The following is a 24,134-nucleotide window of genomic DNA, read 5'->3' as shown; positions in this document are numbered from 1 at the left end:
ACGAATTCCTGACAGCAGCGGGCCATTTGTACACTGGCGTCGCAACCTTTTGCAATGCGCGGGGGCGGGCTTGGATCAGGCTGGGTCGGTTTCGGAGGCTGTGGGCGGGGTTTCGTAACATTTGCTCACGCTTGCTCATGGCTTGGCCTGATGGCCGGCGATTCACGGGACGAACGATGCTGGCGCCCGTCATGGTCGCGGCTCATAGTCAGATCAAAGCCCCTATAAAGAGACTGGCCATGACCAAGACTCTCCACCACCGTGCTTGCCATCTGTGTGAAGCCATTTGTGGCCTGACCCTGGAAACCACCCAAGCCGAAGACGGCAGCCTGGCGATCACCTCGATCAAGGGCGACGCGCTGGACACGTTCAGTCGGGGTCACATCTGCCCCAAGGCGGTGGCGTTGCAGGATATTCAGAATGACCCGGACCGCCTCCACCAGCCCATGTTGCGGGTGGGCAGCGAATGGCAGCCGATCCCGTGGGACGAGGCCTTTGCGCTTGTAGCCGAGCGGCTGGCCGGCATCCAGGCCCGCCACGGGCAGAATGCGGTGGCGGTGTATCAGGGCAACCCCAGCGTGCACAACTATGGGCTGATGACCCACAGCAACTACTTCCTCGGCTTGCTCAAGACGCGCAATCGGTTTTCCGCGACCTCGGTGGATCAGTTGCCCCATCACCTCACCAGCCACCTGATGTACGGCCATGGCCTGCTGCTGCCGATCCCGGACATCGACCATACCGACTTTATGTTGATCCTGGGCGGCAACCCGCTGGCGTCCAACGGCAGCATCATGACGGTGCCGGATGTGGAGAAGCGCCTCAAGGCCATTCAGGCCAGGGGCGGCAAAGTCGTGGTGGTTGACCCTCGGCGCAGTGAGACGGCGGCCATGGCTGACCAGCACCTGTTCGTACGGCCGGGCGGCGATGCGGCGCTGTTGTTCGGCGTGCTCAACACCTTGTTTACCGAGGGCCTGACACGCACCAGCCATTTACCGGTGGAAGGTCTTGAGGACGTACGCCGTGCGATCGCTGGGTTTACTGCCGAGGCCATGAGCCGCCAGTGTGCGGTGCCGGCCGAGCAGATCCGCCAATTGGCGCGGGACTTTGCCGCCGCGGACAAGGCCGTGTGTTACGGACGCATGGGCGTGTCGACCCAGGCGTTTGGCACGCTGTGCCATTGGTTGGTGCAATTGATCAACCTGGTCACCGGCAATCTGGACCGGGTCGGCGGCGCTTTGTGCACCTCACCTGCGGTGGACCTGGTGGCGTCGACCGGTGGCGGGCATTTCAACCGCTGGCAGAGCCGGGTTTCCGGGCGTCCAGAGTACGGTGGCGAGTTGCCGGTGTCAGCCCTGGCTGAAGAAATGCTTACCGAAGGCGAAGGACAGATCCGCGCACTCATCACCGTGGCGGGCAATCCGGTGCTGTCGACGCCCAATGGTCGCCAGTTGGAGCAGGCGCTGGACGGGTTGGAGTTCATGGTCAGCGTCGACCTCTACATCAACGAAACGACGCGCTATGCCGATCTGATCCTGCCGTCCACCTCCGCGCTGGAAAACGATCACTACGACACCACCTTCAACATGTTTGCGGTGCGTAACGTCACCCGTTTCAACCGCGCGATCCTGCCCAAGCCTGCTGGGGCGTTGCATGACTGGGAAATTTTCGTCGGCCTGGCCACGGCCTTTGCGGCACAGACGGGGGCGGTGCTTAAACCGACGATGCCGCCGGCCAAGATGATCGACTTTGGACTACGTGCCGGGGCGTACGGTGATGGGTCCAGTCGTAAGCTGTCGGTGGCGATGCTGGCCGATCATCCCCATGGTGTAGATTTGGGGCCTTTGCAGCCCAATCTCGCTGCGCGACTGAAAACTGCAGATGGCACGGTGCAGGCTGCGCCAGCGGTGATTCTTGCTGACCTGGCGCGCTTCGCAGCGCAGCCGCTGCCTGGGCCTGGCGAACTGCTGCTGATCGGCCGTCGGCATGTGCGCAGCAATAACTCCTGGATGCATAACTATCATCGCCTGGTGAAGGGCAAGCCCCGGCATCAATTGTTGATGCATCCCGATGATCTGGCCAGCCGGCAACTGAGTGACGGTCAGCGGGTGCGCGTGAGTTCGCGCATCGGCATGATCGAGGTGCAAGTGCTGGCCAGCCTGGAGATGATGCCCGGTGTCGTCAGCCTGCCACATGGCTGGGGCCATGGCCGACCAGGCGTGCAGATGAGCATTGCCAGTGCGCAACCGGGGGCGAGTGCGAATGATTTGACCGACGAACGGCAGTTGGATGAGTTATCGGGCAACGCTGCGCTCAATGGGGTTCCGGTCCAGGTAGCAGCCGCCTGAGCACCCGGCTGGAATTTTGCGTTACAATGCGCCACCGTGCCGACCTGTGAGTCGCAAAGTTCCAGCCGAGGTGTTCCATGGATATCATCGAAACGATCAAAGAGCAGATTGCCAACAACACCATTCTGCTTTACATGAAGGGCGCTCCGAACGCTCCTCAGTGCGGTTTCTCCGCGAAGGCGTCCCAGGCTGTGATGGCGTGCGGCGAGAAGTTCGCTTATGTGGATATCCTGCAAAACCCTGAAATCCGCGCCAACCTGCCAAAGTACGCCAACTGGCCGACCTTCCCGCAACTGTGGGTAGCCGGTGAGCTGGTTGGCGGTAGCGATATCATCACTGAAATGGCAGCTGATGGTTCGTTGCAGGCGCTGATCAAAGACGCAGCGGCAAAGACCGACGCCTGATTCGCCTGCAATAAAAAGCCCCGCTTCTCGTGAGAGAGTGGGGCTTTTTTACGCCTGCGAGAGAGGGTTATTCACCCATCTGCGATTGCAGGTAATTTTCCAGGGTGACCTTGTCGATCAGGCCCAGTTGGGTTTCCAGCCAGTCGATGTGCTCTTCCTGGTCTTCCAGGATATCTTCCAGCAGTTCGCGGCTGCCGAAGTCGCCCTGAGCTTCGCAGTGAGCGATGGCAGCCTTGAGGTCGCTGTGGCTCTTGCGTTCAAAACCAAGGTCGCTGCCGATCATTTCCTGGGTGTGCTCGCCGATGTTCAGCTTGCCCAAGTCCTGCACGTTCGGCAGGCCTTCGAGGAACAGGATGCGCTTGATCAGCGCGTCTGCGTCCTTCATCGCCTTGATGGATTCTTTGTATTCGCGCTTGCCGAGCTTTTCCAGGCCCCAGTCGTCATACATGCGCGCATGCAGGAAGTACTGATTGATCGCGACCAGTTCATTGGCAAGGATTTTGTTGAGTTGCTGGATGACTGAGATGTCGCCTTTCATGACTGGGGTCCTGCCCTGTAATAGCTGTGTATAGGGCGGAGTTTGAGCGGCGAAAACCCTAGTGTCAAACCTAAGTTATTGAATAATAAATGAAAATTAATCGGAATAAGAATGTTTGTGTTCCGCGTCTTGACGCTAACTAATTGAATTACAGGCATAAAAAAACCGGACACTAAGTCCGGTTCTTTAAAACACGCTGTTTTAAGCGTGTGTAAATTCTGCTGAGTACGGGAGCGCGGCCTGGGCTGTCTGCAGCTGCGTCAGGGTTTCCCGAACCACTTGCTTGGCGAGGCAAGCACATTTGCCACATTGGCTGGCAACGCCGGTGGTTTCACGCACTTCCTTGTAGCTGCAGCAACCTTCATAGATTGCTTCGCGGATTTGTCCGTCGGTGACGCCAGTACACAGGCACACATACATAAGGGAGAACCGTCGCGGGTTAAGGCTTAAGTGCGATGGATCTTAATGTTAACGAGAATGATTGTCAAAGTAGATTCTGTCTTTCTCTGGTCAGAATGATTACCCGCTGACGAACGGTTTTTTCCCGAGCCGTGTATGATGGTCGGTCTTCACGAAGCGTGATCCCGTCACAGCGTTGTCGTTTACCCACGACACACTGGAAGGGATCCTTTTACTTCAAGTCACCCCCATCAGGAGATACCCAATGAGCGTACTCGTCGGCAAACAAGCCCCGGATTTCGACGTACCAGCCGTCCTCGGCAATGGCGAAATCGTAGACAGCTTCAAGCTGTCTGAAGCCATCAAAGGCAAATACGGCCTGGTGTTCTTCTACCCGTTGGACTTCACCTTCGTCTGCCCTTCGGAGCTGATCGCTCTGGACCACCGCATGGACGATTTCAAGGCGCGTAACGTTGAAGTGGTTGCTGTTTCCATCGACTCCCATTTCACCCACAACGCCTGGCGCAACACCGCAATCAACGATGGCGGCATCGGCAAAGTCAAATACACCATGGCTGCTGACATGAAGCACGACATCGCCAAGGCCTACGACGTTGAGTCTGAAGGCGGCGTTGCCTTCCGTGGCGCGTTCCTGATCGACGACAAGGGCGTTGTTCGCTCGCAGATCATCAACGACCTGCCGCTGGGCCGTAACATGGAAGAGCTGATCCGCCTGGTTGACGCGCTGCAATTCCACGAAGAGCACGGCGAAGTTTGCCCTGCCAACTGGAAGAAAGGCGACAAAGGCATGAACGCTTCGCCAGAAGGCGTTGCGGCTTACCTGACCGAGAACGCTGGCAAGCTGTAAGCCAGATTCGCGGTGAAAAAAAACCGGCCTGTGAGGGCCGGTTTTTTTATGTGCGGGTTTTGACCTGTAGTTGTGGTGAGCGAGCAAGCTCGCTCACTCACCACAACAAGCCCGGCTAGCCATGAAAGCCCGTTCGAGTCAGCCTCAGTCGCCGAAGTCTTCCCAACCGCCCATTTGTTTCCAGCGGTTGACGATGCCGCAGAACAGATCAGCGGTCTTCTCGGTGTCGTAGCGCGCCGAGTGGGCTTCGCGACCGTCGAAGTCGATACCGGCGGCCTGGCACGCCTTGGCCAGTACGGTCTGGCCATAAGCCAGACCAGCAAGGGTGGCGGTGTCGAAGCTGGAGAACGGATGAAACGGGTTGCGCTTCATGTCCAGGCGGGCCACGGCAGCATTCAGGAAGCCCAGGTCGAAGCTGCTGTTATGCCCCACCAGGATCGCACGCTTGCAGCCATTGGCCTTCAACGCCTTGCGAACGCCACGGAAAATGTCGGTCAGTGCCGCTTCTTCGCTGACGGCCATGCGCAAGGGGTGATCCAGCTTGATCCCGGTGAACTCCAGGGCTGCCGCTTCGATGTTGGCACCTTCAAACGGCTCGACGCGGAAGAAATGGGTGTGTTCTGGATAAACGAAGCCCTGTTCATCCATGCCGATGGTCGTCGCGGCAATTTCCAGCAGCGCATCGGTGGCGCAATTGAAGCCGCCGGTTTCTACGTCGATAACGACAGGCAGGTAGCCGCGGAAACGTTCGGCCATCGGATGGCGTGAACCACCGCCACCGTGTTCCTGGTCGTCATCGTAATGGTCTTCACTCACTTGCTTTCCTCCAGCAGGCGCCAGCGCAGTGTTTCACCGGCGCGCAGCGGGATAACGGTCAGCTCGCCAAATGGCAGGCTGGCAGGGGCGGTCCAGTCTTCTCGGACCAGGGTGATGCGGTCGGTATTCGCCGGCAGGCCATAGAAACGTGGGCCGTTAAGGCTGGCGAAACCTTCGAGTTTATCCAGAGCATTGCGTTGTTCGAACGCTTCGGCGTACAGCTCGATGGCGGCATACGCGGTGTAGCAACCGGCACAGCCACACGCGGCTTCCTTGGCGTGCTGGGCGTGGGGCGCCGAGTCAGTGCCGAGGAAGAACTTCGGGTTCCCGCTGGTCGCGGCATCCAGCAGCGCCACCTGGTGGGTATTGCGCTTGAGGATCGGCAGGCAATAGAAGTGCGGCCGAATCCCGCCCACCAGCATATGGTTGCGGTTATAGAGCAGGTGATGCGCGGTGATGGTTGCGCCGACGTTGGCCGAGGCCTCGGTGACGAACTGCACGGCATCGGCCGTGGTGATGTGCTCGAACACCACCTTGAGGGTCGGGAACAACTCGACCACGCGGCGCATGTGCTCGTCGATGAAGACCTTCTCGCGATCGAACACGTCCACGTCGCCACGGGTGACTTCACCGTGGATCAGCAGCGGCATGCCGACTTCGGCCATGGCTTCGATGGCGGGCAGGATCTTGTCGATGCTGGTCACGCCGGAATCGGAGTTGGTGGTCGCGCCAGCCGGGTACAGCTTGGCGGCGTGTACATAACCGCTGGCCTTGGCCTCGCGAATTTCTTCGGGCTGGGTACGGTCGGTGAGGTAGAGCACCATCAATGGTTCGAAGCGGCTGCCGGCCGGTCGTGCAGCGAGGATACGCTGGCGATAGGCATCGGCTTCAGCGGCGTTACGCACCGGTGGTACCAGGTTAGGCATGATGATGGCGCGGCCAAACGTGCGCGCTACATCGGCCACGGTTTGGGGCAACGCAGCACCATCGCGAAGATGAATATGCCAGTCGTCGGGACGCAGCAGGGTCAGGCGGTCGGACATTGGGGATTCCAGGCGGGTCAATCTGGTGGGAATGCTACCGGAAAAGACTCTTGCAGGCACTCGCTATCAAGTTTTGCAGGATGCATCCGATAGCCTTTCGTATGCCTTATCGATGTATGACGCTTTGAAGTGTTGTAGAAACCAGTGGAGCCTCCCGTGCGCCAGCATTATCTAGCCCTGCTCAGTGTGTTCGCCAGCCTGCCTGCAATGGCCCTCACGTTCCAGACACGTCTGGAGAATATTGAGTGGAAGGTGGAGGGTGACAAGTTCGAGTGCCGCCTGACCCAACCGATCACCGATTTCGGTTCGGGTGAGTTCGTGCGCCGGGCCGGTGAGCAGGCGACATTCCGCCTGAAAGCCTATAACGGCTCGCTGGGTTCAGGATCCGCCACCTTGTTGGCCGCTGCGGCGCCGTGGCAGCCTGGTCGTGGCGATATCAATCTCGGCGCCGTGCGCGCAGGCAGCGGCGATGTGCTGTTCAACAGCTCCCAGGCCCAGGCCGGGCGCCTGTTCAATGGCTTGCTCGATGGCCGTTCACCCACTGTGCGTCACTACGGGCGCGAGGGCGGCTATTCAGAGATTCGCCTGCTGCCGGTGAAATTCAACAAGGCCTACAGTGACTATCAGCTGTGCACGGCCAAGTTGCTGCCGATGAATTACGATCAGGTCAAGCAGACCGAAGTCGGTTTTCCCGGCGGTGGTATCGAGCTGGACGCGGCGGCCAAGCAGAAGCTGGCGGTGATTCTCGAGTTCCTGAAAGCGGACCCTACCGTCAACCACATCGAATTGAACGGTCACTCGGACAACAGCGGCAATCGCCTGAGCAATCGCGATGTATCACGGCGTCGTGCACTGGCGGTGATGGACTACTTCAAGGCCAATGGCATTCAGGAATCCCAGATCACCCTGCGCTTCCATGGCGAGAGCTATCCTTTGGCACCGAATACGAATGCCGCCAACCGGGCGCGCAACCGCCGGGTGAATATTCAGCTTGAGCGGGTGGCTGCCCCCGAGAAACCGGCGCCTCAGGCTGCTGGGCCGAGCAACCCCGCGCACACTTCTTAAGGGGCGGCCGTCGGTCGCGCCCTCGACATAATCTGTCGCTTTATCTTCATTTGCTGTCGCGCCCCTGTAATTTCACGGTTTTGGTCGGTAGAATCGACGCCTTTCCGTACAACCCCGTGGAGTGATGGCATGGCCGACGTAAACAAGGTCGTTCTCGCGTATTCCGGCGGCCTGGACACTTCGGTGATCCTCAAGTGGCTGCAGGATACTTATAACTGTGAAGTGGTGACCTTCACCGCTGACCTGGGTCAGGGCGAAGAGGTCGAACCTGCACGTGCCAAGGCGCAAGCCATGGGCGTGAAAGAGATCTACATTGACGACCTGCGCGAAGAATTCGTCCGCGATTTCGTCTTCCCGATGTTTCGCGCCAACACCGTCTACGAAGGCGAGTACCTGCTGGGTACCTCCATCGCACGCCCGCTGATCGCCAAGCGCCTGATCGAAATTGCCAATGAAACCGGCGCCGACGCCATTTCCCATGGCGCCACCGGCAAGGGCAACGACCAGGTGCGTTTCGAACTGGGTGCCTACGCACTCAAGCCTGGCGTGAAAGTGATTGCTCCTTGGCGTGAATGGGATTTGCTCTCCCGTGAAAAGCTGATGGATTACGCTGAAAAGCACGCAATCCCGATCGAGCGTCATGGCAAGAAGAAATCCCCGTACTCGATGGACGCCAACCTGCTGCACATCTCCTATGAAGGCGGCGTGCTGGAAGACACCTGGACCGAGCACGAAGAAGACATGTGGAAGTGGACCGTCTCCCCGGAGAACGCTCCAGACAAGGCGCAATACCTGGAACTGACCTACCGCAACGGCGACATCGTCGCACTGGACGGCGTCGAAATGACTCCGGCCACCGTGCTGGCGACCCTGAACCGTATCGGTGGCGAACACGGCATTGGCCGTCTCGACATCGTCGAGAACCGCTACGTGGGCATGAAGTCCCGTGGCTGCTACGAGACTCCAGGTGGCACCATCATGCTGCGCGCTCACCGCGCCATCGAGTCCATCACCTTGGACCGCGAAGTGGCTCACCTCAAAGACGAGTTGATGCCCAAGTACGCCAGCCTGATCTACACCGGCTACTGGTGGAGCCCAGAGCGTCTGATGCTGCAACAGATGATCGACGCCTCCCAGGCCCACGTGAATGGCGTTGTGCGCCTGAAGCTGTACAAGGGCAATGTGATCGTTACCGGTCGCAAGTCCGATGACTCGCTGTTCGACGCCAACATCGCCACCTTCGAAGAAGATGGCGGCGCCTATAACCAGGCGGATGCAGCAGGCTTTATCAAGTTGAACGCATTGCGCATGCGCATCGCTGCCAACAAAGGCCGTTCGTTGTTCTGAGGGTTTCGCCGGTTGTGAAGAGTGGCCCCTTGTTTTCAAGGGGCCATTTTTTTTGCCCAGGATTTTAAATAAGTCGGTGTTGTTCAAGGTTGTTTAAACCCAGTGTTCAAACTTTTCGGAAACTCGACTCTTGATTGCCGTGCGTTATCTGCGTTTTTTGTAGGGAGGAATGAATTTTTTACATATGTGTAGGAACCAGTCTTACAGATAATTCACTCATGTAATTACGGGAGTATGTAAAAGACACATGGGTCTGTAGGAAATAAGGATGTAAATAAATATGTTAAATGGAGCTGAAACTGTTGATTTTTTTACCCCTGCCCGCGCCTCTGCAGTCGATGTGCAAGAGGCATTTGCTGATAGCGGTGTGCAGCATGGTTACTTGGTGTCGGGGTTCCTAGGGAGATTTCACTCAAAATATGAAAAATGCCGGAAAGGTCTGAAAGGCTCTATAAAACTGGAAACATCCAAGTCTGCGTTTTTTTGTAGGGCATTTCCTTTATCGCTGTGGGGTGGGTCTCTGCTTGCTCTTGCCTGGGGGGGAGCGCTATGCCAACTAGCAAACGACTAGGCTATTGTGCTTGCTCTAAATAATTCGAACAGCGAAATTGGACTTTCTCATGAATAAAGTGCTGATCGTGGATGATCATCCCGTCATTCGTCTTGCTGTGCGTATGCTAATGGAACGCCATGGTTATGAGGTCGTTGCCGAGACCGATAACGGTGTCGATGCGTTGCAACTTGCACGGGAGCATATGCCGGACATTGTCATACTGGATATTGGGATTCCCAAACTCGATGGCCTGGAAGTTATTTGCCGGCTGTCATCTACCAAGCAAGCAATACCGTTCAAGGTGCTCGTGCTCACCTCGCAGGCCCCTGGTCATTTTTCCATGCGTTGCATGCAGGCCGGTGCTGCCGGCTATGTGTGCAAGCAACAGGACCTGACCGAGCTGCTGAGTGCGATCAAGGCAGTGTTGTCGGGCTACAGCTACTTTCCGAACCAGGCACTCAACTCGGTACGCTCTACCATGGGCAATGCCAGCGAGGCCGATATGGTCGAGCGTTTGTCGGGTCGCGAAATGATGGTGTTGCAGCAATTGGCCCGGGGTAGAACCAACAAGGAGATCGCCGACGGAATGTTCCTCAGCAACAAGACGGTCAGCACCTATAAGACTCGCCTGCTGCTCAAGCTCAATGCTCGTTCCCTCGTGGACCTGATCGAGCTCGCCCAGCGTAATGGCTTGGTATAGAGGGGGGCAGCCTGCACATAGTCCGGGACCGTCGGCATAAAAAAGCCTCCGTCAGGGAGGCTTCCGGCCGTCTAGCGCTCCTCAGAGATCGAAGTCGTAGTCGGACAGTTGTTTTTGCAAGCGTCGTTCTTCCAGAAGATTGTCGATAGTACGGCGTTTGCTCAGATTGGTCTTGGCCACCTCAGCCACAGGGGCTTGCGCGTCATCGTCATCCGACTCAACGAGGTCGTCTTCCACATCCAACTGTTCTTTGTCAGTGCTCATAACGTTAACTCCGGAGTAAGACTGCCGTTGGCGCTCCTTATAACGATAATCCATGGACGGGTAAAAAAGATTTTTTCAATCGATTGATCGAGAAAACCAATGAGCTCTCAATCGTCCGATGTCTTTTCCTTGTATTCGCACAGGTCTTCGATGCGGCAGCTGCCGCAGCGTGGCTTGCGGGCCTGGCAAACGTAACGCCCGTGCAGGATCAGCCAGTGGTGGGAGTCGAGCAGGTAAGGCTTGGGCACAAATTTCATCAACTGCTTTTCCACCTCAACCACGTTCTTGCCGCGCGCAATGCCGGTTCGATTGCTGACCCGGAAAATGTGGGTGTCCACGGCCATTGTCAGTTGTCGGAATGCGGTATTGAGCACCACGTTCGCGGTTTTGCGTCCCACGCCCGGCAGGGCTTCCAAGGCTTCGCGGGTTCGTGGTACTTCGCTGCCATGCAGTTCCACCAATAGGCGGCAGGTCTCGATGACATTCTTGGCCTTGCTGTTGTACAGGCCTATGGTCTTGATGTACTCCGACAACCCGTCCACACCCAGGGCATAGATTGCCTCTGGTGTGTTTGCCACGGGATACAACTTGGCCGTGGCCTTGTTGACGCCAACGTCCGTAGACTGGGCCGACAGTATCACCGCAATCAGCAACTCGAACGGCGAGGAGTAGGCCAGTTCGGTCTTGGGTTCCGGATTGTCTTCGTGAAACCTGCGGAAAATTTCCAGGCGTTTTGCGGCGTTCATCGGGCTTAGGATTCCTTGCAGGCGATCAGCGTAGTTTCGAATAGTGGGTCCAGGCCTGGAACCCTGCGAGCAACGACCCGAGTAGCATAAACCCGGCAGGTATCAACGGGGGGCGGCAATGGCGATCAACCACTCCAGGGCGCGTCAGTCACCATGGGCATCCAGCTGGCGTTGGGCCTCATCGACCTTGCTTCTTGCGTCGGCCAATTGTTGTGCATCACCCTGTTGGTCCTGGGCTTTCTTCAGCTCTGCGCGGCGCATCGCCAACTGGATCTTGGCGCGTTTGAGGGCGGCGTTGTTGTTGCTGGGGAGCGGCGTCGCGAGCGCGTTGTTCTGGCCCAAGGCGGCCAGTGCCTGTTCTGCTGCTTCGAACTGCTGTTGCAGAACGATCAACTGTGATTGCTGCTCAAATGTTGGCGGATGCCCAAATGCCTTCAGCGATTTGTGTAATTGGGCGCGGCTCATTGCAACGTTGATCTTGGCTTTCTTGATCGACGCATCCCTCGTGGCCTCGTGAGTATCCAGCTGTGTGGGAGGCTCCGGTACCACGCGTCTGGCTCGGGCCAGGCGTTCGGCGAGCTTGTGCTCTTCTTCTCGTTGCAAGCGCGCGTTACGTTGCTCGAAGCGCCGCCGTGCGCGGTTGCGCTTGATTTCACGGTCATGACGTTCTTCGTCGTTGGCCGCCAGGCCACCTACGATAGGCAGCACGGTGATCGGCGGGCGCATCTCGATGCAGTCCACCGGACACGGTGCGACGCACAGGTCGCAGCCCGTGCACTCATCGATAATCACCGTGTGCATAAACTTGGCGGCGCCAACGATGGCATCTACCGGGCAAGCCTGGATGCACTTGGTGCACCCGATGCACTCAGCCTCGCGGATGTACGCAACCTGCGCTGGCGCCTCGCCACGGCTGGTGTCGAGGTCCAGCACCGGTACGCGCAGCAGCAGCGCAAGGCCTGCAATGGTTTCCTGCCCCCCGGGCGGGCACTTATTGATGGCCTCGCCCTGCGCGATGCCCTCGGCGTAAGGCTTGCAACCCGGGTGCCCGCACTTTCCGCATTGGGTCTGCGGCAGCAGCGCGTCGATACGTTGAATCAGATTCATGGGGTGATCATTGGCAAGCCGGTTAAACAAACAGGGCCTGATTATCCGGCAAGCGAGAAAGGGGCACTAGCTCAACAGCCCTGTCGCCGAGACGGCAGGGCTGATTTGCAGGGTTACTTGATGCGCTGACCCGGCTTGGCGCCGCTATCGGGGCTGAGCAGGTAGATCTCTTCACCACCAGGGCCAGCCGCCATCACCATGCCTTCGGAGATACCGAACTTCATTTTGCGTGGCTTGAGGTTGGCGATCATCATGGTCAGGCGACCATCGAGCTTGGAGGGGTCCGGATACGCGCTCTTGATCCCGGAGAACACATTGCGCTGCTCGTCACCGATGTCCAGGGTCAGGCGCAGCAGTTTGTCGGCGCCTTCCACGGCTTCGGCCTTGATGATCAGCGCAACACGCAGGTCAACGGCGGCAAAGGCGTCAAACTCGATTTCCGGAGAAAGCGGGTCCTTGGCCAACTCACCGTTGCCCGCTGGTGCAGCCGAGCCGGTGTCGGTCTGGCTGGCGGCCAGGTCTTCTTTCGAAGCGTCGGTCATGGCCTGGACTTTTACTGGGTCGATACGGGTCATCAGCGGCTTGAACTCGTTCAACTGGTGGTTGCTGAGCAAGGTGGTGTGGTCGTTCCAGGTCAACGGGGCGACGTTGAGGAATGCCTCGGCGTCGGCCGCCAGCAATGGCAGCACCGGTTTGAGGAAGATCACCAACTGGCGGAACAGGTTGACGCCGGTGGCGCAGATCGCCTGGACTTCTGCCTGCTTGCCTTCCTGCTTGTTCAGCGACCACGGGGCCTTGTCGGCGATCCAGGCGTTGGCGCGGTCGGCCAGGCCCATGATCTCGCGCATGGCGCGGGCAAAGTCGCGGGCTTCATAGGCGTCGGCGATGCTTGGCGCGGCGGCCAGGAACGCGTCGGTCAGTTCCGGTGCGGCATTTTCTGCAACCAGTAACCCGGCATTACCCTTGTGGATGAAACCGGCGCAACGGCTGGCGATGTTGACGACTTTGCCGACAAGGTCCGAGTTGACCTTCTGTACGAAGTCTTCCAGGTTCAGGTCCAGGTCGTCGACGCCACGGCCCAGCTTGGACGCGTAGTAGTAGCGCAGGTATTCCGGCGACAGGTGGTCCAGGTAGGTGCGCGCCTTGATAAAGGTGCCACGGGACTTGGACATCTTCTGGCCGTTGACCGTCAGGTAGCCGTGCACGTTGATACCGGTCGGCTTGCGGTAGCCCGAACCTTCGAGCATCGCCGGCCAGAACAGGGCGTGGAAGTTGACGATGTCCTTGCCGATGAAGTGGTACAACTCGGCGGTGGAGTCCTTGCCCCAGAACGCGTCGAAGTCCAACTCCGGCGTGCGGTCGCAGAGGTTCTTGAAGCTGGCCATGTAGCCGATCGGCGCGTCCAGCCACACATAGAAATACTTGCCCGGCTCATCCGGGATCTCGAAGCCGAAGTACGGTGCATCGCGGGAGATATCCCACTGTTGCAGGCCGGCATCCAGCCATTCGGCGATCTTGTTCGCCACGGCATCCTGCAGGGTGCCGCTGCGGGTCCAGGTTTGCAGCATCTGCTGGAAATCCGGGAGTTTGAAGAAGAAGTGCTGGGAATCCTTGAGTACCGGCGTGGCGCCGGAGATTGCCGACTTCGGATCCTTCAGGTCAGTCGGTGCATAAGTGGCACCGCATTTTTCACAGTTGTCGCCGTACTGGTCTTCAGTGCCGCATTTCGGGCAGGTGCCCTTGATGAAGCGATCGGCCAGGAACATTTTCTTTTCCGGGTCGAAATACTGGGTGATCGAACGCTGGGCAATGTGCCCGGCATCACGCAACTTGAGGTAGATCTGGCTCGACAGCTCACGGTTTTCTTCGGCGTGAGTGGAGTGGAAGTTGTCGAAGTCCACCAGGAACTCGGCAAAGTCGGCGCTGTGTTCAGCCTGCACATTGGCGATCAGTTGTTCCGGGGTGATGCCTTCCTTTTCGGCGCGCAGCATGATGGCCGAACCGTGGGCGTCGTCCGCGCAGACATAGATGCATTGGTTGCCGCGGTGCTTCTGGAAGCGCACCCACATATCGGTCTGGATGTACTCAAGCATATGGCCAAGATGGATAGAACCATTGGCATAGGGCAGGGCGCTGGTGACGAGGATCTTGCGTGGCTCGGACATGGGGCTCGGCTACTTGATGAAACGGAGGTCGGCCACTATAAAGCGCCGGGAAATTTATTTCACCCCGTGACGCTGTTTCAGAATTTTCCAGCCCTTCGAAAGCGTGCCGTTCAGCGGCCGGAACGGTTAGGATAGCCGCCTGTTTCAGTCAGTCTTTTTCGGGAGTAGCCCATGAGCGCCGTGAATCGCGCAGCGGTGGAAGTCGTTCTTCGCCAGTACACCGACCCCTATTTGAATCTGGACCCGGTCAGTGCCGGCTGTGTGCGCGCCATTGAGGTCCAGGGGGATCAGGTGTCGGTGCAGCTGGAGCTGGGTTATGCCGCCGGACTGTTCAAAAGTGGCTGGGCGCAGATGTTGCAAATGGCTATCGAAGGTCTCGACGGTGTTCGTTCAGCCAAGGTCGACATCCAGTGCGTGATCGCGCCGCACAAGGCCCAGGCACAGATTCCGGGCCTGGCTAACGTCAAGAACGTGGTGGCCGTGGCCTCCGGCAAGGGTGGTGTGGGTAAATCCACCACGGCGGCCAACCTGGCGCTGGCGCTGGCCCGTGAAGGCGCCCGCGTCGGCATTCTTGACGCCGACATCTATGGCCCAAGCCAAGGCGTGATGTTCGGGATTGCCGAAGGTACGCGGCCGAAGGTCAAGGATCAGAAGTGGTTCGTGCCCATCGAATCCCTGGGCGTGGAAGTCATGTCCATGGCGTTCCTGACCGATGAAAACACGCCGATGGTGTGGCGTGGGCCGATGGTTTCCGGCGCCTTGCTGCAATTGGTTACGCAGACCGCTTGGGGCGACTTGGATTATCTGGTCATCGACATGCCGCCAGGCACTGGCGATATCCAACTGACCCTGGCGCAGAAAGTCCCGGTGGCTGGCTCGGTAATCGTGACCACACCCCAGGATCTGGCGCTGCTCGACGCGAAAAAAGGCGTGGAGATGTTTCGCAAGGTCAACATCCCGGTGCTTGGCGTCGTGGAAAACATGGCCGTGCACATCTGCTCCAACTGCGGTCACGCCGAACACCTGTTTGGTGAAGGCGGCGGCGAGAAGCTGGCGACCCAGTACGGGGTTGAATTACTGGCGTCGTTGCCGTTGTCGATGGCCATTCGAGAACAGGCCGACGGCGGTAAACCTACCGTAGCGGCCGAGCCGGACGGTCAGCTTGCGATGGTTTATCAGGAACTGGCCCGTCACGTGGGCGCGCGGATTGTATTGCAGGAGGCGGCGGCACCGGCCATGCCGACCATTACCGTCACCGACGACTGAGAGGGTTGAAGGGCAAAAGAGCCTCGCGTTGTCGGGGCTTTTTCTTGTCTACGCAAGGCGCAGGCGGTATCGGGTGCGCATTTACTCAGTCGTGCGTGTAAGCATTAACTTACTTTTGCGTAAGTGTTCGGTTTTTCTATCAGATCCTTACGGCTCTAAATATCGAAAGATATCTCTATGCTATTGATATATAAGAGGTATTTTATAGCGTGTTGCGGGTGTGACTGTGTGGTGGGGTGAGTTGTGCCCCGTTGAACTTCCCGGGGAACCCTCTAACATCAGCCCTGTGTCCACGGATTGACACAGCCATCAAGGAACGATGGCTCAGGGAACGTCGCAGGATGCGATTCATCAGGATGATGAAAAGGAACACAGGGACTAGGGAAAAATGTGGGCGGGTCATACCGCCCCTTTTTTTTGCCTGTAGAAAAGTGAAACCCTTCATCCAGAAACGCAAAAAGGCCCGCAAGGGGCCTTTTGGACGATCAGTGAAGCTTTCAGCGTTCGAGGTCGGCGATCTTACCCGTTTTGCCATCCCACTCTTCAGCGTCAGGCAGCGCGTCTTTCTTTTCAGTGATATTAGGCCAGATGTCAGCCAGCTCAGCGTTCAACGCGATGAAATTTTCCATGCCTGCGGGCACTTCATCTTCAGAGAAAATAGCGTTGGCCGGGCATTCTGGTTCACACAGGGCGCAGTCAATGCACTCATCCGGGTGAATAACCAGGAAGTTCGGGCCTTCGTAGAAGCAGTCCACCGGACACACTTCGACGCAGTCGGTGTACTTGCACTTGATGCAGTTGTCGGTAACGACGAAGGTCATTTCTAATTTTCTCCTCAGGCGGCGGCGGCGAAACCCTTTACGGCAGGGCTCGCGAGGTTCGGGAGCGATAGTCTGCAGGCCAGGCTAAAAGCCTGCAGCATCCCAAACCGCGCGAGAGTCTACCAGCTTGCAAGCGTCTGCGTTATATCCGAACCTGCAGTGCATATAACATTTCGAGCGCTTTACGTGGCGTCAAACCGTCCAGGTCGAGCTTTGCGAGCTCATCCAGCACTGGGTGGGGCAGGCTGGCGAACATATCGCTCTGGTGCGGCGCGGCGGGTTTGCTGTTGGCTTTGACCGGGCTGGCGACCACCGTTTCGTGGGGCAAGGCCGTGGTCTCCAGCCGGCTGAGGTGCTCGCGGGCACGCAGGATCACGTCGTTCGGCACACCGGCCAACTGCGCCACCGCCAAGCCGTAGCTTTGGCTCGCCGGCCCTGGCAGCACATGGTGCAGGAACACAATGCGCTCATTGTGCTCGGTGGCATTGAGATGCACGTTGGCCACCAGCGGCTCGCTTTCCGGCAGTACCGTCAGTTCGAAGTAGTGGGTGGCAAACAGCGTGTAAGCCCGCAGATGCGCCAACCGCTCGGCTGCCGCCCAGGCCAGGGACAGACCATCGAAGGTGCTGGTGCCACGCCCCACTTCGTCCATCAACACCAGGCTGCGTTCGGTGGCATTGTGCAGAATATTGGCGGTTTCGCTCATTTCCACCATAAAGGTGGAACGGCCACCGGCCAAGTCGTCGCTGGAGCCGATTCGGGTGAAAATGCGGTCCACCAGGGACAGCTCGCAACTGGCCGCGGGTACAAAGCTGCCGATATGCGCCAACAATACGATTAACGCGGTCTGGCGCATGTAGGTGGATTTACCGCCCATGTTCGGACCGGTGATGACCAACATGCGGGTATCGTCGTCGAGCGACAGGTCGTTGGCGACAAACGGCGTGGTCAACACCTGTTCGACCACCGGGTGGCGCCCCTGCACGATGCGCATGCACGGCTCGCTGACAAAACGCGGGCAGTTCAGGTCAAGGTTCAGCGCACGTTCGGCAAGGTTGCTCAATACATCCAGTTCCGCCAGGGCGGCGGCAGTGTCTTGCAGCGGCGCCAGTTGGCTGATCAGGTCTTCGAGCAAGGCTTCATAGAGCATCTTTTCCCGAGCCAGGGCGCGGCTCTTGGCCGACAGCGCCTTGTCTTCGAACTCTTTGAGCTCCGGCGTGATAAAACGCTCGGCGCCTTTGAGGGTCTGGCGGCGTTGATAGTCGATAGGTGCCGACTCGGCCTGCTTGCTTGGCAGCTCAATAAAGTAGCCGTGCACGCGGTTGTAGCCGACCTTCAGGTTAGCCAGGCCGGTACGGGCTTTTTCGCGGGCTTCCAGGTCGATCAGGAACTGCCCGGCGTTTTCGCTCAGGGCTTGCAGTTCATCCAGCTCACTGTCGTAACCCGTCTTCAATACACCACCGTCACGAATAATCGCCGGCGGGTTGTCGATGATGGCCTTTTCCAGCAGGGCTGCCAGTTCCGGGTAGGTGCCTGCGGTTTTGGCCAACTGCTGCAGGTGCGGCGTGTCCAGTTCGGTCATTGCCACTTGCAACTGCGGCAGGGCGCTGAGGGCATCACGCAGGCGTGCAAGGTCACGAGGGCGCGCATTGCGCAGGCCGATCCGCGCCAGAATCCGCTCGATATCGCCGATTTCCTTGAGCTGCGGTTGCAGCTTTTCGAAGCGGTAGCCATCCAGCAGGCAGGTAATAGAGGTCTGACGCGCTTGCAGCACCGCCAGATCCCGCAACGGACGGTTCAACCAGCGCGTCAGCAGGCGGCTGCCCATGGCGGTCTGGCAACGGTCCACCACCGATTGCAGAGTGTTATCACGCCCACCGGCCAGGTTGGTATCCAGCTCCAGGTTGCGACGGCTGGCGCCATCGAGCACCACCGTGTCGTCCAGGCGCTCATGGCGCAGGCTGCGCAAATGCGGCAGGGCAGTGCGCTGGGTTTCCTTGGCGTAGCTGAGCAGGCAACCGGCGGCGCCGATGGCCAGGGTCAGGGTTTCGCAACCGAAGCCCTTAAGGTCCTGCACCGAGAACTGCTGGCAAAGACTTTTCAGCGCCGAATCACGCTCAAAATCCCACGGCGCACGACGCTTGGTCCCACGACGCTTCTCCGCCGGCAAGTCCTTGGGCCAATCATCCGGGATCAGCAACTCCACCGGATTGATGCGCTCCAACTCCGCCAGCAAGTTCTCCCAGCCCTTGATCTCCAGCACGCTGAAATTGCCGCTGGTGATGTCCAGCACCGAAAGGCCGAACAAACGCTCATCGCCCAGCACCGCGGCGATCAGGTTATCGCGACGCTCATCCAGCAAGGCTTCATCACTCACCGTCCCCGGCGTGATAATGCGCACCACCTGACGTTCCACCGGTCCTTTACTCGTGGCCGGGTCGCCGATCTGTTCACAGATCACCACCGACTCACCCAGTTTCACCAGCTTGACCAGGTAACCTTCCAACGAATGGTAGGGAATCCCACACATCGGAATCGACTGCCCTGCCGATTGCCCACGCGCGGTCAGGGTAATGTCCAGCAGCTTGGCGGCCTTCTTCGCGTCCTCGTAGAAGATCTCGTAGAAGTCGCCCATGCGATAGAACATCAACTGATCAGGGTGCTGGTTTTTCAGGCGCCAGTACTGCTGCATCATTGGGGTATGGGAGGACAGATCGGAAGTGTTCTTACTCATCAGATAGTTAGCAAATTCGTTAAAAGGAGTGGGGCAAAGATGGGGCACCTGGCCCTGCTGATTTTGCGATGGCGGCAAGGTTAACACGCGAGGTCGGGGCTTCGCAGGTCGCAAGCGGATAGGTAAAATGCAAAAGTGGTGCGCGTTGACGTAAGAACCGCCCCGTTCTTTCGATCGGCCGTTACTGAATCGGAAAGCCTTTCTCGGTACGATGAGTCGATTGCCTTGGCCAGTTGCATGTCTGACATATACGGCGAAGCGTAGGTCGAACGATAGTAGCGAGATGCCTGCTCAAACGCGGCGCCGTGAACCTCGCCGTCCAAACGGATAACGCAAGAGCATCGGTTTTGGATTAGGTGGAAGCTCTGGCGCATCGGTCGGGGAAGAAATTGTGAGTGCAACCAGGATGGTCGGCACGAAAGGTTGTGTATATCAACGCTTTATCGAGAGGGGTGGCGTTTTCAGCCGCTGATACCTGACTGCCGATCAATACCATGACGGCGATGGCCAGCGTTTTCCTTGAGTCCTTTCGTCGATTCTTCCATTGCGATCTGAGAGCGGCACAATAGCAGAACGGGCCGTTTCCCCATCTCACCTCATCCGCGTGAACCGAAGAAGTGGTTGAGTACTATCAACTCAACAACAGCTACTAACGCGCAGAGCACGACGAAGCCTCGGCTGAAAACTCTATTGCGATTGGAGGACGTGTCGTCTACCCAGGTCGAGTCGGTATAGCTCGTGAACACCGCCATGAGCGCCAGCAGGGTGCACGTCCGCACCTTGCTCCAGAAACTCTGATCTCGCCATGAAGTCATCCGTGTTCTTCCGCTGTGCACATCGTTTTATTGGCCTATCTTCACGTTCTGGCCGCACCGCCCCTCGATCACTGATCGCAGGGGGAGGCGCTCTAATTTTATAAGTAAACGCTATTTGTACTCTTCAAGAACTCTATTTATTAATAGAGTGTCTTCTTTTTGGATTGCCAGAATGTCGTAGTAGTAAATTGTTCGTGTAGAGCGCCCAGTATTTTGCTGCCAGATGTAACTTATAAGTTGGCGGATGATGCTCATGTCACCGGTGCGTATGAGGACTTCGCCGAAGTTGTCAAAAATTATCCAGTCGCAATAGCCTGCTTGCTCAAGTGTGCGAAGCGTGTGTAGGTAGCCCGTTTTTTGGTATTCGTGGTCGAACTGGCATTCGAAAAAAAGAATGGGCTTGTGTTTGTTTATTACGGCCATGGATGAGTCCAGTACATCGTAATCAAACCCGTCAACGTCGCTTTTCAAGATGCGTACGCTGGACTCATTGGGAATCAGTTCATCCAGCGGTGATGATGTCAGGCCGCCTTCATTTAGTATGACGGCATGCTTTGTTCCGTATTGGCCATCGAGCGAAACGTTGGAGATATTTTTTCCGACCAGTGCTTTTATAGTTGTCACTTTGAGATGGTTGATTGATGTCTTTATTTTTTTGACGTTTTCTTCCAAGTGGCGATAAAAGGAATCATCGGCTTCAATACAGATATAGTGTGCAGTGGTGTTCTGCTCTGCCATGCCTGCTAGAGAGTCTCCTATGTTCGCACCTATATCTATGATGGTTTCTGAAGGGTTGATGTAGCGCGTCAGGTGTGGCAGGAACCTATCATATTTTGGGTTTGTTTTTTGATATTCAGGTAAAAGGTGATGCGCTGGCAGGTTTATTGAAAAGCTTTTGTATTTATAGTTTATAGGTAACTTTGAATATTTCCGAAGTCGTCGAAAGATTTTGGAGGAGAGTCTTGATATTAGACTTGGTTTGCCACAGGTATGTGTTGCTTCTCTTGTGTGCATGTCGTTATCCATTGACAGTTCGCCTCCAATTTTTATCGATTTTGTACGTATCGGTATCAAGGAGCTTACGTCTAGAAATAGGCCAAGGGAATGCTCTTTCTCGATCGGGACGGTAGCTACGAGAAGGCATTACCCGGGATGGGTCCTACTGACCTATCCGTCAAAGCATCCCCTCCGGGCGATTGGCAATGGCAGTTGTGCACTTCGCAGACCCGCCAATAGGCGTGCCAAATGCATAAAAATACATGATTTATGCAAAATGGCATTTGCCAACCCCCCAATCTCCCGTCACTATCCGCATCATGCAAAAACGCAACGTTTCTATCGTCTTAAGAGAACTGCTGGACCGCGACCGGATCTCCCCGACGGAGCTTCACCGGCGTACCGGCGTGCCTCAATCCACATTGTCCCGGATTCTCAGCGGCAAGATCGCCGACCCGTCGGACAAGCACATCTCACGTATCGCCGAGTACTTCCGCGTCAGCACCGACCAGCTGCGCGGGCGCGTAGCGGTGGGCGTTTCGCGGGACGACGAGCGCGACCCTATGCATTCTGAACTCAAGGACATAAGCCTGTGGGACGACGACACGCCCGTTAATGATGACGAGGTGTCGATCCCCTTTCTGCGCGAGGTTGAATTGGCTGCTGGATCAGGAAGATTCGTCATCGAGGAAAGCGAGAAGGCCAGCTTGCGTTTTGGAAAACGCAGCCTGCGGCATAACGGTGTGCAGTTCGACCAGGCCAAGTGCGTGACAGTGCGCGGCAACAGTATGTTGCCAGTGCTGCGTGATGGGGCGACGGTTGGGGTGAACGCGGGCAAGAGCGGGATTGGCGATATCGTTGATGGCGACTTGTACGCCATCAATCACAATGGCCAACTGCGGGTCAAACAGCTCTATCGCCTGCCCTCCGGGATCCGTCTGCGCAGTTTCAATCGTGATGAGCACCCGGACGAGGACTACAGTTTCCAGGACATCCAGGATGAGCAGATCAGCATTCTCGGCCATGTGTTCTGGTGGGGCATGTACGCTCGCTAACCACCTTACGTTAGACAAAACCCGCCAATGTGCGGGTTTTTTTTGCCTTTCAAAAGCAGGCGTGCTCAATGCCTACAAGGCTTTATATGCGCTGATGCAATTACCTTGCGAAAATAAATGCGTTTACGCATTGACTGTATATGCATACATGCATATTCTTTGTCTCAAGCCAGCCAAGAAGGCCTGGTGGAGGCGGCGAGGATGCTGCCAAGGAAGACAAGGAAGGCACGCAGTATTGGCAAGGACGCCATCACAGCGATGGCAAGGACGCCAGGAAACACCGGCAAGGATGCCGGCGCTCTTTAGTTACACGGCATTACAAAAACAGGCAGCGATGAACCGGCCTCAACGGTTCAGAGGGTTGGCAACTGACCCGGGTGTGCAGCGTAAAGCACCAGAAGCAGTTATCCGGCAGACAGGGATCGTGGTCGGAAAAACATTGAGGAAAGGACCGTACCGCGCCAGTAGCGCCGAAAGCCTGAGGACATCATTACTGAAAAGCCCGGGCGACCGGGCTTTTTGGAATGCCTACCTATCCAAGCATGTGTGAATGAACAACGGACTATCGAGTGCTCAGCCAGGAGGCGTGACATGACAACTGAACAACAAGCGTTAGCGGAAATGCCTATCTGGCTAGTGATCGTATTGGCAGTGATCGGCGGGGTATCGGGAGAAATGTGGCGTGCCGACAAGGAGGGCGCCCGCGGTTGGTCGCTGATCCGCCGCCTGGCTCTGCGCTCCGGGGCCTGCATGGTCTGCGGCGTTTCGGCCTTGATGCTGTGTTACGCCGCCGGCATGTCGATCTGGACCGCCGGGGCTATTGGCTGCTTGACCGCCATGGCGGGTGCGGATGTGGCCATTGGGCTATACGAGCGGTGGGCGGCCAAGCGCATCGGCGTCAACCCAGGCTCCGGCCAAGACCCGCAGTAACTGCAAGGACGCTACTCAAATGACGCTTATCGAAAAACCATCACAACTGCCGCAAGCCATCGGTCAGGCGCTGCATGTCGCCTTTCCGGACCTGAAGGTCGGCAGCCACCAGGACTTCCAGGGCGACGGCGTAAAAACCGGCGTGCTGGTCACCGTCGAGGGCAATGGTCCGGGCATTCGCTCCCGCGAGGGGCGCAAGGCCCATGCCCTGGCGATTTCGCTCAAGGCAATCGTTGCTCCGGGGGCTTTGCCGTTTGATGCCTGCGACCTCGCCAGCCAGCTCATGGACTTGGTGCTGGATAACCGTTGGAACCTGCCCCAGACACAGTGCGACCTGCCGACCAATATCGTCGCTGCGCCCACTTCACGGACCACCGCGGAAACGGACTACGACACCTGGGCTGTTTCCTTCACCCAAACCCTCTATATCGGACCGGTGTTGCTCAACGACCCTACAGGCCAACCCCTTTTTGCCTGCACTTGGGAAGTCTCCGACATCAACGACCCCGATCAGTACAAGCCATTCGCGGAGTAGCTCATGTTCGACGCGCTGTTACGCATGCAACTGGGGCCGATTGTCGAGCGCCTGGCGGAGATGGAAGCCCAGCTCGAAGACCTGTATCGACGTGCCGAAAGTTTCTGTCGGATTGGCGTTTGCCAGCAGGTCGACGCCGCAAGCAATACCTGCAAGGTCAGCCACGGTGAGTTGCTCACTCCGGCCATTCGTTTCTTCAATCCCAGTGCGGGGGCGCAAACCGAAACCCGCATTCCATCCGTGGGTGAGCAATGCTTGTTGCTCAACTATGGCGGTGGGGACGGCGGCGCGCAGTCCGTAGCCTTGTTCGGCCTCAACAGTAGTCTGTTTCCGCCGGTGTCCGGCGTTGCATCACTGACCCGTCGACGCCATCAAGACGGCACTCAAAGCGATTATGACGACGCCAACCACACCTTTAACTGGATCAACGGGCCGACCACGTTCACCGGCTCCCGCGAACAGGTGGTGGCCAAGGTCGGCGCTGCCAGTCTTACGATCACCAGCCAGGGCATCACCCTGCAAATCGGCGGCACCGCCTTGTTGCTGGATGCCGGCGGCGCCCACTTCAGCGGCCCGGTGGTGGACCACCAAGGTCGAGTCATCAGCCCGTGATAAGGAC

Annotated in this window: 23 protein-coding genes; 11 read left to right on the top strand and 12 right to left on the bottom strand. The window is 57.6% G+C overall.

The window, feature by feature from the left end:
* The first annotated feature begins 239 nt into the window (after positions 1 to 239).
* The gene (locus AOA60_RS05300; protein WP_099583489.1) at positions 240 to 2,348 is read left to right on the top strand and encodes a molybdopterin oxidoreductase family protein; all 2,109 of its coding nucleotides are present in this window, start codon (positions 240 to 242) and stop codon (positions 2,346 to 2,348) included.
* 77 nt (positions 2,349 to 2,425) lie between these two features.
* Positions 2,426 to 2,752, top strand: a complete 327-nt coding sequence (gene grxD / locus AOA60_RS05295) for a Grx4 family monothiol glutaredoxin (protein ID WP_099583488.1) — start codon at positions 2,426 to 2,428, stop codon at positions 2,750 to 2,752.
* Positions 2,753 to 2,819: 67 nt separating this feature from the next.
* Here the strand turns inward: grxD and bfr are convergent, their stop codons facing one another.
* Both bfr and AOA60_RS05285 read right to left on the bottom strand, forming a co-directional pair.
* Positions 2,820 to 3,290, bottom strand: a complete 471-nt coding sequence (gene bfr / locus AOA60_RS05290; RefSeq protein WP_017526353.1) for a bacterioferritin — start codon at positions 3,288 to 3,290, stop codon at positions 2,820 to 2,822.
* A 201-nt stretch (positions 3,291 to 3,491) separates the two neighbouring features.
* A complete protein-coding gene (locus tag AOA60_RS05285; RefSeq protein ID WP_010564137.1) occupies positions 3,492 to 3,710 on the bottom strand; it encodes a bacterioferritin-associated ferredoxin in 219 nt (72 codons plus the stop codon).
* Positions 3,711 to 3,954: 244 nt separating this feature from the next.
* Here AOA60_RS05285 and AOA60_RS05280 point away from each other — a divergent pair, with 244 nt between their 5' ends.
* Positions 3,955 to 4,557 (top strand): peroxiredoxin, encoded by a 603-nt coding sequence (locus AOA60_RS05280; RefSeq protein WP_003172097.1) that lies wholly within the window; start codon positions 3,955 to 3,957, stop codon positions 4,555 to 4,557.
* A gap of 144 nt (positions 4,558 to 4,701) precedes the next feature.
* Here AOA60_RS05280 and rnt read toward each other — a convergent pair whose 3' ends face one another.
* Entirely contained in the window at positions 4,702 to 5,373 is a 672-nt protein-coding gene (rnt, locus tag AOA60_RS05275) for a ribonuclease T (RefSeq protein WP_032891788.1), read from the bottom strand.
* Positions 5,370 to 6,416, bottom strand: a complete 1,047-nt coding sequence (gene pyrC / locus AOA60_RS05270) for a dihydroorotase (protein ID WP_099583487.1) — start codon at positions 6,414 to 6,416, stop codon at positions 5,370 to 5,372. Before pyrC ends, rnt begins: the two co-directional genes overlap by 4 nt.
* Positions 6,417 to 6,572: 156 nt before the next feature.
* Between pyrC and AOA60_RS05265 the strand changes: the two genes are divergently transcribed.
* The 3 genes from AOA60_RS05265 to AOA60_RS05255 all read left to right on the top strand — a co-directional run bounded on the left by AOA60_RS05265 (position 6,573) and on the right by AOA60_RS05255 (position 10,081).
* Positions 6,573 to 7,481, top strand: coding sequence for an OmpA family protein (locus AOA60_RS05265; RefSeq protein WP_099583486.1), 909 nt, complete (start codon positions 6,573 to 6,575; stop codon positions 7,479 to 7,481).
* Positions 7,482 to 7,610: 129 nt separating this feature from the next.
* Complete coding sequence (locus AOA60_RS05260; RefSeq protein WP_049709749.1) at positions 7,611 to 8,828, top strand: argininosuccinate synthase; 1,218 nt, start codon at positions 7,611 to 7,613, stop codon at positions 8,826 to 8,828.
* A gap of 620 nt (positions 8,829 to 9,448) precedes the next feature.
* Positions 9,449 to 10,081 carry a response regulator transcription factor gene (locus AOA60_RS05255; protein WP_099583485.1) on the top strand — a complete coding sequence of 211 codons (633 nt, stop codon included), beginning with the start codon at positions 9,449 to 9,451 and terminating at the stop codon, positions 10,079 to 10,081.
* A gap of 81 nt (positions 10,082 to 10,162) precedes the next feature.
* Here AOA60_RS05255 and AOA60_RS05250 read toward each other — a convergent pair whose 3' ends face one another.
* From AOA60_RS05250 to metG, 4 genes are all read right to left on the bottom strand, one after another.
* The gene (locus AOA60_RS05250; protein ID WP_099583484.1) at positions 10,163 to 10,345 is read right to left on the bottom strand and encodes a PA3496 family putative envelope integrity protein; all 183 of its coding nucleotides are present in this window, start codon (positions 10,343 to 10,345) and stop codon (positions 10,163 to 10,165) included.
* 107 nt (positions 10,346 to 10,452) lie between these two features.
* On the bottom strand, positions 10,453 to 11,091 hold the full coding sequence (gene nth, locus AOA60_RS05245) for an endonuclease III (protein ID WP_099583483.1): 639 nt from the start codon (positions 11,089 to 11,091) through the stop codon (positions 10,453 to 10,455).
* A gap of 144 nt (positions 11,092 to 11,235) precedes the next feature.
* Positions 11,236 to 12,198, bottom strand: coding sequence for an electron transport complex subunit RsxB (gene rsxB, locus AOA60_RS05240; protein ID WP_099583482.1), 963 nt, complete (start codon positions 12,196 to 12,198; stop codon positions 11,236 to 11,238).
* A 113-nt stretch (positions 12,199 to 12,311) separates the two neighbouring features.
* On the bottom strand, positions 12,312 to 14,363 hold the full coding sequence (gene metG, locus AOA60_RS05235; protein ID WP_099583481.1) for a methionine--tRNA ligase: 2,052 nt from the start codon (positions 14,361 to 14,363) through the stop codon (positions 12,312 to 12,314).
* A 171-nt stretch (positions 14,364 to 14,534) separates the two neighbouring features.
* Here metG and apbC point away from each other — a divergent pair, with 171 nt between their 5' ends.
* Positions 14,535 to 15,629 (top strand): iron-sulfur cluster carrier protein ApbC, encoded by a 1,095-nt coding sequence (gene apbC, locus AOA60_RS05230; protein WP_099583480.1) that lies wholly within the window; start codon positions 14,535 to 14,537, stop codon positions 15,627 to 15,629.
* Positions 15,630 to 16,126: 497 nt separating this feature from the next.
* On the opposite strand, the gene fdxA is transcribed toward apbC, so the two are convergent.
* The 4 genes from fdxA to AOA60_RS05210 all read right to left on the bottom strand — a co-directional run bounded on the left by fdxA (position 16,127) and on the right by AOA60_RS05210 (position 21,025).
* Positions 16,127 to 16,450, bottom strand: coding sequence for a ferredoxin FdxA (gene fdxA, locus AOA60_RS05225; protein WP_034111970.1), 324 nt, complete (start codon positions 16,448 to 16,450; stop codon positions 16,127 to 16,129).
* A 142-nt stretch (positions 16,451 to 16,592) separates the two neighbouring features.
* Positions 16,593 to 19,184, bottom strand: coding sequence for a DNA mismatch repair protein MutS (gene mutS, locus AOA60_RS05220; protein WP_099583479.1), 2,592 nt, complete (start codon positions 19,182 to 19,184; stop codon positions 16,593 to 16,595).
* Between the two features lie 80 nt (positions 19,185 to 19,264).
* Positions 19,265 to 19,558: a DUF2388 domain-containing protein gene (locus AOA60_RS32180; RefSeq protein ID WP_143522388.1), complete on the bottom strand. Its 294-nt coding sequence runs from the start codon at positions 19,556 to 19,558 to the stop codon at positions 19,265 to 19,267.
* A 552-nt stretch (positions 19,559 to 20,110) separates the two neighbouring features.
* A complete protein-coding gene (locus AOA60_RS05210; RefSeq protein ID WP_099583477.1) occupies positions 20,111 to 21,025 on the bottom strand; it encodes an FkbM family methyltransferase in 915 nt (304 codons plus the stop codon).
* 290 nt (positions 21,026 to 21,315) lie between these two features.
* On the opposite strand from AOA60_RS05210, the gene AOA60_RS05205 reads away from it, so the two are divergent.
* The 4 genes from AOA60_RS05205 (at position 21,316) to AOA60_RS05190 (ending at position 24,127) form a co-directional block, all read left to right on the top strand.
* The gene (locus AOA60_RS05205) at positions 21,316 to 22,050 is read left to right on the top strand and encodes an XRE family transcriptional regulator (protein ID WP_099583545.1); all 735 of its coding nucleotides are present in this window, start codon (positions 21,316 to 21,318) and stop codon (positions 22,048 to 22,050) included.
* A gap of 591 nt (positions 22,051 to 22,641) precedes the next feature.
* Positions 22,642 to 22,980: a phage holin family protein gene (locus AOA60_RS05200; RefSeq protein ID WP_099583476.1), complete on the top strand. Its 339-nt coding sequence runs from the start codon at positions 22,642 to 22,644 to the stop codon at positions 22,978 to 22,980.
* Between the two features lie 19 nt (positions 22,981 to 22,999).
* Positions 23,000 to 23,515: a hypothetical protein gene (locus AOA60_RS05195; RefSeq protein ID WP_099583475.1), complete on the top strand. Its 516-nt coding sequence runs from the start codon at positions 23,000 to 23,002 to the stop codon at positions 23,513 to 23,515.
* 3 nt (positions 23,516 to 23,518) lie between these two features.
* Positions 23,519 to 24,127, top strand: a complete 609-nt coding sequence (locus tag AOA60_RS05190) for a phage baseplate assembly protein V (protein ID WP_099583474.1) — start codon at positions 23,519 to 23,521, stop codon at positions 24,125 to 24,127.
* Positions 24,128 to 24,134: the final 7 nt, after the last annotated feature.

Source organism: Pseudomonas sp. 2822-17, from assembly GCF_002742485.1.
GTDB classification, from domain to species: domain Bacteria; phylum Pseudomonadota; class Gammaproteobacteria; order Pseudomonadales; family Pseudomonadaceae; genus Aquipseudomonas; species Aquipseudomonas cyclaminis.
Note: the sequence above shows the minus strand (reverse complement) of the source record. Positions and strands in the feature narration are given on the sequence as shown.

Coding starts and splice junctions, on each gene's coding strand:
- AOA60_RS05300 (WP_099583489.1), top strand. CDS start 240: ATGACCAAGACTCTCCACCACCGTGCTTGCCATCTGTGTGAAGCCATT.
- grxD (WP_099583488.1), top strand. CDS start 2,426: ATGGATATCATCGAAACGATCAAAGAGCAGATTGCCAACAACACCATT.
- bfr (WP_017526353.1), bottom strand. CDS start 3,290: ATGAAAGGCGACATCTCAGTCATCCAGCAACTCAACAAAATCCTTGCC.
- AOA60_RS05285 (WP_010564137.1), bottom strand. CDS start 3,710: ATGTATGTGTGCCTGTGTACTGGCGTCACCGACGGACAAATCCGCGAA.
- AOA60_RS05280 (WP_003172097.1), top strand. CDS start 3,955: ATGAGCGTACTCGTCGGCAAACAAGCCCCGGATTTCGACGTACCAGCC.
- pyrC (WP_099583487.1), bottom strand. CDS start 6,416: ATGTCCGACCGCCTGACCCTGCTGCGTCCCGACGACTGGCATATTCAT.
- AOA60_RS05260 (WP_049709749.1), top strand. CDS start 7,611: ATGGCCGACGTAAACAAGGTCGTTCTCGCGTATTCCGGCGGCCTGGAC.
- AOA60_RS05255 (WP_099583485.1), top strand. CDS start 9,449: ATGAATAAAGTGCTGATCGTGGATGATCATCCCGTCATTCGTCTTGCT.
- AOA60_RS05250 (WP_099583484.1), bottom strand. CDS start 10,345: ATGAGCACTGACAAAGAACAGTTGGATGTGGAAGACGACCTCGTTGAG.
- nth (WP_099583483.1), bottom strand. CDS start 11,091: ATGAACGCCGCAAAACGCCTGGAAATTTTCCGCAGGTTTCACGAAGAC.
- rsxB (WP_099583482.1), bottom strand. CDS start 12,198: ATGAATCTGATTCAACGTATCGACGCGCTGCTGCCGCAGACCCAATGC.
- metG (WP_099583481.1), bottom strand. CDS start 14,363: ATGTCCGAGCCACGCAAGATCCTCGTCACCAGCGCCCTGCCCTATGCC.
- apbC (WP_099583480.1), top strand. CDS start 14,535: ATGAGCGCCGTGAATCGCGCAGCGGTGGAAGTCGTTCTTCGCCAGTAC.
- fdxA (WP_034111970.1), bottom strand. CDS start 16,450: ATGACCTTCGTCGTTACCGACAACTGCATCAAGTGCAAGTACACCGAC.
- mutS (WP_099583479.1), bottom strand. CDS start 19,184: ATGAGTAAGAACACTTCCGATCTGTCCTCCCATACCCCAATGATGCAG.
- AOA60_RS32180 (WP_143522388.1), bottom strand. CDS start 19,558: ATGCGCCAGAGCTTCCACCTAATCCAAAACCGATGCTCTTGCGTTATC.
- AOA60_RS05210 (WP_099583477.1), bottom strand. CDS start 21,025: ATGGATAACGACATGCACACAAGAGAAGCAACACATACCTGTGGCAAA.
- AOA60_RS05205 (WP_099583545.1), top strand. CDS start 21,316: ATGCAAAAACGCAACGTTTCTATCGTCTTAAGAGAACTGCTGGACCGC.
- AOA60_RS05200 (WP_099583476.1), top strand. CDS start 22,642: ATGACAACTGAACAACAAGCGTTAGCGGAAATGCCTATCTGGCTAGTG.
- AOA60_RS05195 (WP_099583475.1), top strand. CDS start 23,000: ATGACGCTTATCGAAAAACCATCACAACTGCCGCAAGCCATCGGTCAG.
- AOA60_RS05190 (WP_099583474.1), top strand. CDS start 23,519: ATGTTCGACGCGCTGTTACGCATGCAACTGGGGCCGATTGTCGAGCGC.